The sequence below is a fragment of the Streptomyces kurssanovii genome (assembly GCF_040677245.1).
In the GTDB taxonomy this organism is placed as follows: domain Bacteria; phylum Actinomycetota; class Actinomycetes; order Streptomycetales; family Streptomycetaceae; genus Streptomyces; species Streptomyces kurssanovii.
Genome location: NZ_JBFAQK010000039.1, coordinates 54,052 through 65,870 on the forward strand (window position 1 = coordinate 54,052; position 11,819 = coordinate 65,870).

At 73.1% G+C, this 11,819-nt stretch carries 10 protein-coding genes; 3 read left to right on the plus strand and 7 right to left on the minus strand.

Annotation, left to right across the window (positions count from 1 at the left end; all coding sequences use genetic code 11):
* Nucleotides 1-24 precede the first annotated feature (24 nt).
* The 3 genes from AB0K36_RS24170 to AB0K36_RS24180 all read right to left on the minus strand — a co-directional run bounded on the left by AB0K36_RS24170 (nt 25) and on the right by AB0K36_RS24180 (nt 3,330).
* Nucleotides 25-687 carry a LuxR C-terminal-related transcriptional regulator gene (locus AB0K36_RS24170; protein ID WP_364597978.1) on the minus strand — a complete coding sequence of 221 codons (663 nt, stop codon included), beginning with the start codon at nt 685-687 and terminating at the stop codon, nt 25-27.
* Nucleotides 672-1,940: a sensor histidine kinase gene (locus AB0K36_RS24175; protein ID WP_364597980.1), complete on the minus strand. Its 1,269-nt coding sequence runs from the start codon at nt 1,938-1,940 to the stop codon at nt 672-674. The genes AB0K36_RS24170 and AB0K36_RS24175 overlap by 16 nt, the downstream gene beginning before the upstream one ends.
* Nucleotides 1,941-2,346: 406 nt before the next feature.
* The gene (locus AB0K36_RS24180) at nt 2,347-3,330 is read right to left on the minus strand and encodes an NAD-dependent epimerase/dehydratase family protein (RefSeq protein WP_364597983.1); all 984 of its coding nucleotides are present in this window, start codon (nt 3,328-3,330) and stop codon (nt 2,347-2,349) included.
* 118 nt (nt 3,331-3,448) lie between these two features.
* Between AB0K36_RS24180 and AB0K36_RS24185 the strand changes: the two genes are divergently transcribed.
* Both AB0K36_RS24185 and AB0K36_RS24190 read left to right on the plus strand, forming a co-directional pair.
* A complete protein-coding gene (locus AB0K36_RS24185) occupies nt 3,449-4,033 on the plus strand; it encodes a hypothetical protein (protein WP_364597986.1) in 585 nt (194 codons plus the stop codon).
* 58 nt (nt 4,034-4,091) lie between these two features.
* Entirely contained in the window at nt 4,092-5,522 is a 1,431-nt protein-coding gene (locus tag AB0K36_RS24190) for a PepSY-associated TM helix domain-containing protein (protein ID WP_364597989.1), read from the plus strand.
* On the opposite strand, the gene AB0K36_RS24195 is transcribed toward AB0K36_RS24190, so the two are convergent.
* The 3 genes from AB0K36_RS24195 to glnII all read right to left on the minus strand — a co-directional run bounded on the left by AB0K36_RS24195 (nt 5,519) and on the right by glnII (nt 9,323).
* Nucleotides 5,519-6,055, minus strand: a complete 537-nt coding sequence (locus AB0K36_RS24195; RefSeq protein ID WP_364597992.1) for a winged helix-turn-helix domain-containing protein — start codon at nt 6,053-6,055, stop codon at nt 5,519-5,521. The two genes, AB0K36_RS24190 and AB0K36_RS24195, sit on opposite strands and share 4 nt — an antisense overlap.
* Nucleotides 6,056-6,452: 397 nt before the next feature.
* Entirely contained in the window at nt 6,453-8,234 is a 1,782-nt protein-coding gene (locus AB0K36_RS24200; protein WP_364597995.1) for a HEAT repeat domain-containing protein, read from the minus strand.
* Between the two features lie 69 nt (nt 8,235-8,303).
* On the minus strand, nt 8,304-9,323 hold the full coding sequence (glnII, locus tag AB0K36_RS24205; protein WP_053557382.1) for a glutamine synthetase: 1,020 nt from the start codon (nt 9,321-9,323) through the stop codon (nt 8,304-8,306).
* A 495-nt stretch (nt 9,324-9,818) separates the two neighbouring features.
* On the opposite strand from glnII, the gene AB0K36_RS24210 reads away from it, so the two are divergent.
* A complete protein-coding gene (locus AB0K36_RS24210) occupies nt 9,819-10,739 on the plus strand; it encodes a Gfo/Idh/MocA family protein (protein WP_364597998.1) in 921 nt (306 codons plus the stop codon).
* 196 nt (nt 10,740-10,935) lie between these two features.
* Here the strand turns inward: AB0K36_RS24210 and AB0K36_RS24215 are convergent, their stop codons facing one another.
* On the minus strand, nt 10,936-11,604 hold the full coding sequence (locus AB0K36_RS24215) for an SCO2207 family protein (protein WP_364598001.1): 669 nt from the start codon (nt 11,602-11,604) through the stop codon (nt 10,936-10,938).
* Between the last annotated feature and the right edge of the window lie 215 nt (nt 11,605-11,819).

Here is an 11,819-nt window from a genome sequence, read left to right on the forward strand (position 1 = left end):
GCGTCCGAGGGAGGGCCCCACTTCTCAACTTCCGGTCGTCCGCCCGTGGTCCAGATACGCCAGCACCGCCAGGACCCGGCGGTTGTCGTCGTCCGACACCGGCAGGTCCAGCTTGGCGAAGATGTTCGACGTGTGCTTGGCCACCGCCCGTTCGGTGACCACCAGCTGCGACGCGATCGCCGCGTTCGAACGGCCCTGCGCCACGAGCTCCATGACCTCCCGCTCACGCGGCGTCAGGCGACCCATCGGCCTGTCCTGGGAACGCCGCGACAGCAACTGCGAGATGACCTGCGGGTCCATCGCCGTACCGCCCCCCGCCACCCGGCGCACCGCGTCGATGAATTGCTCCGCGTCGAAGACCCGGTCCTTCAGCAGGTACCCCACTCCGCCGTTGCCGTCCGCCAGCAACTCACGTGCGTACAACTGCTCCACGTGCTGCGAGAGCACCAGCACCGGCAGCCCCGGCCTCGCCCGCCGCGCCGCCAGCGCGCACTGGAGCCCCTCGTCCGTGTGCGACGGCGGGAGCCGGACATCGACGACCGCGACGTCCGGCTCCAACTCCGCGAGCGCCTTCTGGAGTTCGGGACCGGTCTCCACGGCGGCAAGGATCTCGAAGCCGAACGCCTCGAGCATCCGGACCAGACCGTCCCGCAGCAGGAACAGGTCTTCCGCTAGAACAACTCGCAAGGGATCTCCATGGTGACCATGGTGGGACCGCCCGCGGGGCTGCTGACGGCCAGGACTCCGTCGAATGTACCCAGCCGCCGTTCGACACCGCTCAGCCCCGAGCCCGCCCCGACCACCGCACCGCCCTTGCCGTTGTCCGTCACCGAGATCCGCAACGCCCCGTCGGAGTACGTGATGTCCACCCAGACGCGCTCCGCCCCCGCGTGCTTGACCGCGTTGGTGAGGGCCTCGCTCACCGCGAAGTACGCCGCGGACTCGACGGGCGCGTCCGGGCGGCCGGGCAGCTCCACCGCCACCTCGGACGGCACCGGCAGCCGCAGCGCCAGCGCCCTGACCGCGTCCCCCAGCCCCCGTTCGGCCAGCACCGGCGGATGAATACCGCGCACCAGGTCACGCAGCTCGGTCAGCGCCTCTGCCGACGACTCCCGCGCCTTGGAGATCAGCTCCTTCGCCTGCGCCGGATCCTTCTCGATCAGCGCCTCGATCGTGCCGAGGTTCATCCCCATCGCGACCAGCCGCGCCTGGGCGCCGTCGTGCAGGTCGCGCTCGATCCGGCGCAGCTCGGCCGCCGACGTGTCGAGCGCGTCGTGACGGGTCTCGGTCAGCCGGTCGATGCGCTGCTCCAGCTGCTCCTCACGTCCGGGCGTCAGTACGGCCCCCGCGAGCCTGAAGTGCGCTCGTACGAGGCGGGGGTTGACGTGCAGCGCCACGATCAACCACACCAGACCGAGCAGCGCGGCCAGCCTGGCCGTGTCACCGCTGTCGACGGGCAGGAACGTGTACCAGTACGTGCCGCCGGCCTCGACGATCGGCTTCCACAGTCCCGCCGCGAGCAGCAGACCGAACACGCCCTCGAGGATCAGCGCCGGCGCGAGGATCGCGACGGCCGCGCCGCCCGTCATGTCGGCGAGCAGCCACCGCATGTCCCGCCACGTCGCCGGGTCCTTCAGCATCAGCGAGCACCGCTCGACCTGACCGGTGACGCCCGTGCGCACGTCCTTGGGGAAGGGCCGGTAACGGGCGGGGATCCGGACCTTGGACCATTGCGCCGCGAGCAGCCGGCGGCGGTTCACATGGGCCCGCAGCAGGGCCAGCGCCGGGGGCGTGGTGAACACGCCCACTCCGGCGGGGATCAGCGCGATCGACACCGTCGTGAGAGAGAAGAGGGTGACGGAACCGATCCACCCCGCCAGCGCGAGCACCAGCCCTTGCCCACCGGCGGCGAGCGCGCCGCGGGCCTTCTTGATCGCCATGAATCCCCCTGCTTGGGCGTGTGTTCGTCCGTCTGTCCCCTGTCGATCACCAGTGTGGCGGTCCCGAACGTGCCTCCGCACGGGTGGAGGGCACCGGGTGAGGGGTGTACCTGACGACACCATGGGGTCGCGCCTCGAACGCCGGCGAGACTGACACAGTCGGCCCGCCGGTGCGTCCCGGCCCAGAACGCGCCGGCGGCCGAGCTCCGGGGGGACCTGCGCGGCGCGAAGCTGCCGCTTGGCGGGTGTGGGCGCCGGCCCCCACAGAACCCTCCCCGGGAGGGGCAAGGACGCCGGCCCCCACGGGGCCCGGGGCTTGCCCGGTTCGGGAAGGGGCGGGGTGGGGAGAGGCCCCCGCGCACGCGGCGGGCGGCGTCCGGGGGCGCGAAGCCCCCGGGACTTACCGTCAGCCGGCGAGCAGGCGCTGCTCGACCTCCGGCGCCAGCCCCACCCGTGGACGGTCCGGACGGTGCGGCGCCGTACCGCCCAGGGACGTGAGCCACGCCCACGTGTCGCGGACCGTGTCCGCGACCGGCCGGCATCGCAGACCCGTCGCCGTCGCGCGGCCCACGTCCACGCCGTGCAGCGCCCCGTACGCCTCCTGCGCCGGAGGGATCCAGACCGGCAGGTCCGTCCACGGTTCGACGCCCGCCGCGAGGATCGTCTCCGCGTCGGTCCACCGCAGCCGTGCCGTGGACCCCGTCACCGTGACGCATGCGTCGAGGAGTTCGCCCATCGTCGTGTGGCCCGGCTCGCTCACCAGGTTGTACGGTCCGGAACGTTCGGCGGCCACCGCGTCGAGGGTCCATTCCGCGAGGTCGCGGACGTCGATGTACTGCAGCGGGTTCTCCCGCGGCCCCGGCGCGAGCACGTCGCCGCCGCGTGCGATGCGGCCGAGCCACCAGGGGAGCCGGCCGATGTTCTCCCACGGGCCGAGGATCAGCCCGGAGCGCACGAGCAGGGAGCGTTCGTCGCCGAAGGCGTCGAGGACCGCCAGTTCGCCGCCCCGTTTGGCCTCGGCGTACGGCACGTCGACGGCGTCGGGGGAGCTGTCCACCAGGGGCGCCGTCTCGTCGTACCCGGCCGGCTGGGGCCAGACGTACACCGAACAGCTGGAGATGTAGACGTAGCGCCGCACGCGTCCCGCGAGCAGTCGGGCCGTGCGGCGGACCGCCGACGGTGCGCCCGACCAGGTGTCGACGACGGCGTCCCATTCGCCGTCGGCGAGCGCGTCGAGGTCGCCGAGCCGGTCACCGAGGAGCACGGCAGCGCCCTTCGGCGCCGGATGCCTGCCGCGATGGAAGACGGTGACGTCCCATCCGCGGGCCAGGGCCGCCTCCGTGACCGCACGCCCCGCGAACTCCGTACCGCCCAGAATCAGAAGCCTCATGATCACGACTGTGCCTCGGGGGAGGCCGTGGAGGACAGTGGTTCTGCTGCGGGAAGAACTTCTTCGTACCCGCGGTCACTCTCCCGGACCCGCCGCCGGGGTGGCAGCATGTCGGTCGATGACGGACACCCGGTCGCCGCTGCGCGCCCTGCGGGCCGCGCTGTTCGCGGCGGTGGCCGTCATTCTGGCCGCTATGGGGCATTCGTCCCTGTCTGCGCACGACATCCCGCCGTCCGCGCTGCTGATCGCACTGGGTGTGACCGCCGCAGCGGGTTGGTTCGCGGCCGGGCGCCGCCGCGGTACCCGTGCCATCGGCGCCGGTCTGCTCGCCGTGCAGGGGGTCCTGCACCTGATCTTCTCGGACGCCGGACGGCCCGCCGCGCACCACCACGGGCACCAGGCGGAGACGGCCCTGGGCCTCGCCGACGGGGCGGGCATGCCGGCCGTGCACCTGGTCGCGGCCGCGGGTTGCGCGCTCTGGCTCGCCCACGGTGAGGCCGCGTTCTTCCGGCTCGCGGGCACCGCGTTCGCATTCGCCTTCACCCCGCTGCGACTGCTCCTCGGCGTCGTACGGCTCCCTGAGCCGGTGCGTCCGGTGGTCCGCCCGGTCGTCCGCGCCCGTCACCGCGGTGTCGTCCTGGCCCACACCGTCGTCCGCCGCGGCCCGCCGACGCCGGCCGTACCCCGCGCCACGGCCCCCTGAGCCGCTGTCCGACCTGGGGGCCGCTTCCCCATGTCGACACCGAATCCTTAGGACCGCCATGTCTGTTGACGCCCCCGACCAGGGCGCAGTACCTCAGGCCGGCACCGGCCGGGCCGAATCCACTTCCACCTGGGGCGCGCTGCGACCGCTCGTGCTCCGGCTCCACTTCTACGCGGGGCTGCTGATCGCCCCGCTGCTCTTCGTCGCCGCTGTCAGCGGTCTGCTGTACTCCCTGTCCTTCCAGGCGGAGAAGGTCGTCTACCGCGACGAACTCACCGCTCCCGTGTCGGGCCCGTACCTGCCGCTCGGCACCCAGCTCGAGGCCGCCCGCGAGGCCCGTCCCGACGCCACCGTCACCGCCGTGTGGCCCTCGTACGAGGAGGGCGTGACCACCCGGGTGCTGATGGACGCTCCGGGAGTCGCGGAGGGCAGGTCCCTCGCCGTCTTCGTCGACCCGTACACCGCGGACATACGGGGCGAGCTCCCCTCGTACGGCAGCTCCGGCGCGCTCCCGCTCCGCGCGTGGCTCGACGAACTCCACCGGGACCTGCATCTCGGTGACGTCGGCCGCAACTACAGCGAGCTCGCCGCGAGCTGGCTCTGGATCGTCGCCCTCGGCGGGCTTCTGCTCTGGCTGGGCCGCCGACGCCGTACGAAGCGGGCCCTGATCCTCCCCGAGCGGGGCGCGAAGGGGCGCCGCAGGACACTGTCCTGGCACGGCTCCGTCGGACTGTGGGCCGTGACCGGCCTGGTCCTGCTGTCGGCCACGGGCCTCACGTGGTCCCGTTACGCGGGCGAGAACATCGGCGCTCTGCAGGACCGGCTCGGCGGCGCCACCCCCGCCGTCTCCGCCGCTCTTGGTGAGGACGGGACCGCGGGTGGGGACGGGCACGAGGGCCACGGCGGCACCGGACACGGAACACGGCACCAGGGCGCGGACATCGGCATCGACGTCGCCGTGGCCACCGCCTACGAGGCAGGCGTCGACGGCCGGATCGCCGTGACACTCCCGTCCGACGGCACGGGCTATGTCGTCAAGGAGACCGACACCCAGTACCCGGTCCACCTCGACTCGGTGGCGATCGACCCGGCCGACGGGCGCGTCATCGACGAACTGCGCTTCGACGACTACCCGTTGCTCGCCAAGCTGACCCGCTTCGGCATCGACGGCCACATGGGCGTGCTCTTCGGCCTGGCCAACCAGCTCGTGCTGGCCGCCCTGATGGGCGCCCTGATCCTGCTCATCGTGTGGGGCTACCGCATGTGGTGGCTGCGCCGGCCCACCAAGGAACGCACCCTCGGTGCGGGGCGGCCGGCGCCGCGCGGTGCGTGGCGGAAGCTGCCGGTGACCGTGCTGCTGCCGCTCGCCGCGGCGACGGCCGCGGCCGGCTGGTTCGTGCCGCTGCTCGGCATCAGCCTGCTGGTGTTCCTGGCCGTCGACATCGCGCTGGGCGCCGCCGCGAGGAACCGGGCGCGCACCGGCGTCTAGGGGGCGTACTTGTAGCCGACCCGCCGCACGGTCTGGATCGTGCGGCGGTGTTCGGCGCCCAGCTTGCGCCGCAGCCGTGCCACATGGACGTCGACGGTGCGGCCGTCGCCCACGTGCCCGTAGCCCCACACCGTGGTGACCAACTGGTCACGGGTGTGCACCCGCTGCGGATGCGCCACCAGATGCGCCAGCAGCTCGAACTCGAGGTACGTCAGGTCCAGTGCCCGACCGTCCACATGGGCGGTGCGCCGGACCGGGTCGATCAGCACCGGACCGCCGTCCGTCCCGTTCTGCGGGGCGGTGGTGCGACGCGGCTGCCCGTCGGCCGGTACGAGCACCAGGTAGCCGACCATCGGGGGCCGTCCCGGCAGGTCGGGCAGGGTGTGCGGCGGGGCGGGCAGCCAAGTGGCGCCCGGCGGGAGGAAGTCGGTGACGTCGACCACCTCGTCACGGTCGACGGCACGCAGCCGGTGCCGGTCGGAGGGACGCTGTGCGGGCTGGGCGACAGTGGAGAAGGAACGGGTGTTCGCCATGAGAGGTCAGCTCTTTCGCGCGGAGGGAGACGGACGTACGTACGTCGTGCGCGCCGGCCGGGAACCGGGAAGACGGCTTCAGAGGGCCTGCGCGCTCACGCGCGGCAACACACCCGGTCGAAGTCGTGATGCTGCCGGGACGGCCAGAACGGCTCGAGGTCGGTGCGACCTGTCGCGATGCTCCGGTGAATGCTGGCCATGCCCCTATTCAAGCAGACGCAACACGCCCGCAGCAGGCCCGTCTCACACGTCGGCACGTGATCCGGGCGACCACAGTGGTGTTTCGGCCACAGCCACAGCCACAGCCACAGCCACCGTCACGGCCACGGCCACGGCCACAGCCACCGTCACGGCCACGGTCACGGCCACGGTCACAGCCGGGCGCCTGCGCCGGGCATCACGTGACGGCGAGCAGTTCACGTGCCGCCGCCCGGGCCGCGACGTCGCCGGACGGGCTGCCGTCGCAGAAGAGGTCATGGACGACGCGGCGTGGCGAGTGGGCGATGCGTTCGACCGCTGGACGCGCCTCGACGGGCAGCGTTCCCATGGCCGTCAGGGTGCGCAGAGCGCTCAGCTGCGGCGCGTGGTACGCGCCGGAGGCGGCGATCTGACGGGCCAGCACCGGAGCGGTGTCGTCGGTGCGGCCGGTGATGCGCCAGATCGTCGTGGCCGCCGACGCCCGGCTCTCCCGGGTCGACCTGCGCAGGTACGGCTCCAGGGCGGGGAGGAGAGCGGCCGCGCCAGGGCCCAGCGCGCCGGCGGCCTCCACGGCCTCGCCCGACCGTCCTTCCAGCGCCGTACGGAGGAGGCCCACGGCAGCCGAGGCGTCACCGGTCACCTTCGCGTGCGCCAGGGCCGACGGAATGTCGCCCCGGCGCGCGCCCTCGAGCAGAGCACGCGCGGCCCGTGGGCCGGCAGCGGGGCCGAGTGCGCCCAGAACCGGGGCCGACGCGGGCAGCAGCCGCACCAGTTCGTCCACACGGTCCGCCGCGAGGTGCGGGAAGTGCCGCAGTACGCCCACCCATTCGGTCCGCAGGCACGCCGCCACCCGCGCCGCCACCGGCTCGGCGGCTTCTCCGAAGACCTCCACCGCGGCGGGCACCACCTGCTCGTCGCTGAGCGGCATCGTCCGCAACGTCGCCGTCTCGTCCGGGAGTTCCTCCATCAGCCGCAGGACGAGTCCGAGTGCGTCCGGCACCCTCAGCCGTACCGCGGTGTACGTGGCCACCACGCGTTCCGCGGGATCCGGGGAGACGAGGAAGGGCACGAGCCACGCTGCGGTCCCGCCACCCGGCACCTCTGCGCCGACCCGCGCGATCCGGCACAGGTCGCCCCCCGTCACCGACGCCGTCAGCAGCGGCAGCACCTCGTGCTCGCGGTCCCGCCAGGCCCGGGTGATTTCCCACGCGAGGGGCATGCCCCGGCGCGCCGCCCGCAGGGCCGCCTCCGGATCGTCCAGCAGCCGCTCCTCCAGCCGGCGGTAGCGTCCGTCGGGCCACGGGTGGTGCGTCTCGTCGTCCGGAGCCGCCCCGTAGGCGTCGGCGGCGGCGTCCACCAGGTCCGCCGGCAGCGGGAGCGGAGCCGTACGCAGCAGGTCGGTGATCGCGGCACGGCGGGTGCGCGGACCGACCACTTCCGTCAGCAGCTTCCGGCTGCGTGCCTCGCGGACCGTGGGCGTCACCTCCAGCAGACCGAGAGCCGTGAGCAGATCCGCCCGTACCTCGTCGTCCTCCTCCTCGTCCCACCGCGCCCGCAGCAGTGGCAGCAACGGCAGCGAACGGTCCTCGCACGCCGCGATCACCCACAGCACCGCGCGGCGCACCTCGCGGTCCGCGTGCCGGGCGAGCCCCAGCAGTTGCGGCAGCGCCTCGGAGACGGCCCGGCGGCACTCCAGGTACTCGGGGCCGTGGCCGTCCGCCGCCCCGTGCAGCAGCCACAGCGGCTCCAGCGGCCCGCCCGGTCCGTGCAGGGCCAGTTCGGCCAGGAACGGGACGGCCGCGACGGTGGCCGCATAGACGGAGCCCTGATGACACAGGGAGGAGGCCAGGTCCTCGAAACCCCGCTCCCGCCCTTCCGGGTCCGGCGAACACGCGGCCCGCAACATGTCCGGCACGTCCTCGGCGCCCCCGTACGCGTGCTCGAGACCGGCCCAGCCGATGTCGTCGATCCCCTCCAGCATGGGCGCGACCTTATGCGAGGAGGGCGCCCGCCGTGCCGGCGGGCGCCCTCCTTCTCACGCGTCGTGCGTTCAGACCTGGCCGGCCTTCTCCAGCGCCGCGCAGCAGGTGTCCACCAGGAGGCGGGTCACCACGTACGGGTCGACGTTGGCGTTCGGGCGGCGGTCCTCGATGTAGCCCTTGCCGTCCTGCTCGACCTGCCACGGGATACGGACGGAGGCGCCACGGTCGGAGACGCCGTAGCTGTACTCGTTCCACGGGGCGGTCTCGTGCAGACCGGTGAGACGGTCGTCGATGCCGGCGCCGTAGTTCTTGACGTGGTCGAGGGGCTTGGAGCCCTCACCCAGCGACTCGCACGCGGTGATGATGGCGTCGTAGCCCTCGCGCATCGCCTTGGTCGAGAAGTTGGTGTGCGCGCCCGCGCCGTTCCAGTCGCCCTTCACCGGCTTGGGGTCCAGGGTCGCGGAGACCTTGAAGTCCTCGGCGGTGCGGTAGAGCAGCCAACGGGCCACCCACAGCTGGTCGGCGACCTCGAGCGGGGCGAGCGGGCCGACCTGGAACTCCCACTGGCCGGGCATGACCTCGGCGTTGATGCCGGAGATGCCGAGACCCGCCTTGAGGCAGTTCTCCAGGTGCGCCTCGACGACGTCACGGCCGAAGATCTCGTCGGCGCCGACACCGCAGTAGTAGCCGCCCTGCGGGGCGGGGAAGCCGCCGGCCGGGAAGCCGAGGGGACGCTCACCGTCGAAGAAGGTGTACTCCTGCTCGATGCCGAAGATCGGCTCCTGAGCGGCGAACCGCTCGTAGACCTCGGCGAGCGCGGCGCGGGTGTTGGACTCGTGCGGGGTCATGTCCGTGTTGAGGACCTCGCACAGCACCAGGACGTCGTCGCCGCCGCGGATCGGGTCCGGGCAGCTGAAGACCGGCTTGAGCACGCGGTCGGAGGCGTGGCCCTTGGCCTGGTTGGTGCTGGACCCGTCGAAGCCCCAGACGGGCAGCTCAGCGCCATCGTTGAGGATCTTCGTCTTCGAGCGAAGCTTGGCGGTCGGCTCGGTGCCGTCGATCCAGATGTACTCAGCCTTGAAGGTCACGGGGCCTCATCCTTTGCGGGTGCAGCGGTATGCCGCGCAGCTTGGCAATGCGCGATTTCCCGGCCGTTGCCCGTTTGTGAACCCCACGTTACGCAGCGGGCCGGAGGGCAGGGACCGGTCGGCGAGGGGCGTCTTCCGTCGTAGTCGGAGCAGGGGCGGCAGCGCCCCGGGCCGGGGGCGTCGAGGTGCGCGGCGGGACGCGTTGTCGCTGGTCACGAGTGCCCTAGCGGTGCCGGGGGCGTTTCGCGGACCCGTCATGGGAGCGTCGCCGGGAACGTCCTCGGCAAGGTTTCCGGGAAGGTGCTGAGACACGCGACACATCCCCGCCGGTCGGTGATCGTCCTGGCCGCCGGGAACCGGGCCGCGAGAGGCGGGACGGCTGACCGGCTGCCGGGAACGGGCCGGCGGCGGCACGTCGTATACAGGGGTGTCCACGGGTGCGCGCACGCCGGACCGGGCGGACCGGCGGCTCTGTGACCGTGCACACTGGTGCGCATGACGAAGCAGACACAGCCGCTGCGTATCGGCCTCCTCGGTGCCGGGCCGTGGGCGGGGATGACGCAGGCACCGGCGCTCGCCGGGCATCCGGATGTCGTGTTCAGCGGCGTGTGGGGGAGGCGGCCGGAGGCGGCGGCGGCGCTGGCCGATGCCCATGGCACGGGGGCGTTCACCGGCGACGAGGGCATCGAGGCCCTGCTCGCGGTCAGCGACGCCGTCGCGTTCGCCGTGCCGCCGGACGTCCAGGCCCCGCTCGCCGCCAGGGCGGCCGCGGCGGGCCGCCACCTGCTGCTGGACAAGCCGGTCGCGACCAACGTGGCGGCGGCGCACGCGGCCGCCCGTGCCGCGCAGGACGCCCAGGTGGCGTCGGTGGTCTTCTGCACCCTGCGGTTCGCCGCCGACACGGCGCCCTGGGTGGCCGAACAGGCCGCCGCGGACGGGTGGTTCACGGCGCACGCCCAGTGGCTGGGTTCGCTGTACTCGGACGGCTCCGACAGCCCGTTCGCGGCCTCGCCCTGGCGGCGCGAGAAGGGCGGCCTGTGGGACGTCGGCCCGCACGCCCTCTCGGCGCTGATCCCGGTGCTCGGCGATGTGACAACGCTGTCGGCGGCCCGTGGTCCCGCCGACACCGTCCACCTGGTGCTGCGGCACGCCTCCGGGGCGTCCAGCACCGTGACCCTCGGCCTGAGCGCGCCGGGCAAGGCGGCCGGCACGAGCCTCGTCCTGCTGGGCGAGCGGGGCAGGGCGGAGCTTCCCGAGGGCTGGGGCGATCCGGTCGACTCGTTCCGCAGGGCCGTCGACGCGCTGCTGGAGTCCGCGCGGACCGGGCAGGCGCACGACTGCGACATCCACTTCGGCGTGCGGCTCACGGAGATCCTCGCCGAGGCGGAGGAACTGCTGGCCGGGACGGCGCCGTAGGCGGCATGAAGGCCGCAGCCGCAGGGCCGGCGGGGGCGTTACCGGGGCCTGCGGCTACGGCGGCGCTGCGGCCGCGCGGTACGGACGGCGCCGTGGCCGCCGCCGGGTGTGCGGCCCGGCGGTGACGGCTCTCCTGGGACAGTGGAAGGGGAGCCGCTACGGCGTACGTCCTCGGATCCGGCGCGACCGGTACGGGTCAGCCGACGCGCTCGATGCGCGCGTTGCGGATGAGGAACTTGCCCGCCTCGCGCACCTGCTCGAATGCGGCGTTGTTCAGCAGCGCGCAGCTGCCGGAGACGGAAGTGACCTCGACGGTCGTGGACTTGTCGTTGTCCAGGTTGGTCACCTTGAGCTGCGTCCCGACCGGGAACTCGCTGCTGGAGGCGGCGGGCGCGCCACCCTCGCCGGAGAGCGTCACGGTGGAGCCGGCACAGACGACCTCGCCCACGGCACCGCCGGCCTCCTCGCCCGCCTGGTCACCCTGACCGGCGCCCTGGTCCCCACCCGCGCCCTGGTCCTCGCCCGCGTCGGCGGGCGGGGCCTCGGCCGGCGGCTGTTCGGCCGGGGGAGCCGCCGCCTGGCCGCCGCCCTCTCCGGCGTCGCAGCCGGCGGCCTCCTGCTGGACCCTGATCTGCGCGATCACCGCCTCGCGGTTGGCGATCCGTGCCTCCGACTGGGCGTCGGGATTGGCCCGTTGCCCGGCGATGAAGTTCTCGTTGTTGCGGACCGCCTGGGCCAGCCCGTCGCAGGCCACGGACGCCTGACTTGTGCCGGTCATGACAATCGCGGTGCCGCCGGCCATGGCCGCCGCGCCGACGAGGAGGGCGAGCTTCTTCTTGCCGCTGAGGGTCTTCTTGCGTGACACGTAAGGGCTCCTGTCCCCGGCCGCGGGGGCGGCCGGATGGTTCCTTGTGCCCTTACGTACGAGTAGCCCCGGCGGGCTGCTCACCGGCCCCGCCCGGCTCTTCCTTAACTTTCCTTAAGACAGCGGGAGGGTGGCCGGGTCGCATTCGGGCAAGAGCTGTAGAGCGCTGCCCGTGCGGGTCTCCCGCGGCCTACTGTTGAAATGTGCGCCTGTCG

Coding starts and splice junctions, on each gene's coding strand:
- AB0K36_RS24175 (WP_364597980.1), bottom strand. CDS start 1,940: ATGGCGATCAAGAAGGCCCGCGGCGCGCTCGCCGCCGGTGGGCAAGGG.
- AB0K36_RS24180 (WP_364597983.1), bottom strand. CDS start 3,330: ATGAGGCTTCTGATTCTGGGCGGTACGGAGTTCGCGGGGCGTGCGGTC.
- AB0K36_RS24185 (WP_364597986.1), top strand. CDS start 3,449: ATGACGGACACCCGGTCGCCGCTGCGCGCCCTGCGGGCCGCGCTGTTC.
- AB0K36_RS24190 (WP_364597989.1), top strand. CDS start 4,092: ATGTCTGTTGACGCCCCCGACCAGGGCGCAGTACCTCAGGCCGGCACC.
- AB0K36_RS24195 (WP_364597992.1), bottom strand. CDS start 6,055: ATGGCGAACACCCGTTCCTTCTCCACTGTCGCCCAGCCCGCACAGCGT.
- AB0K36_RS24200 (WP_364597995.1), bottom strand. CDS start 8,234: ATGCTGGAGGGGATCGACGACATCGGCTGGGCCGGTCTCGAGCACGCG.
- AB0K36_RS24210 (WP_364597998.1), top strand. CDS start 9,819: ATGACGAAGCAGACACAGCCGCTGCGTATCGGCCTCCTCGGTGCCGGG.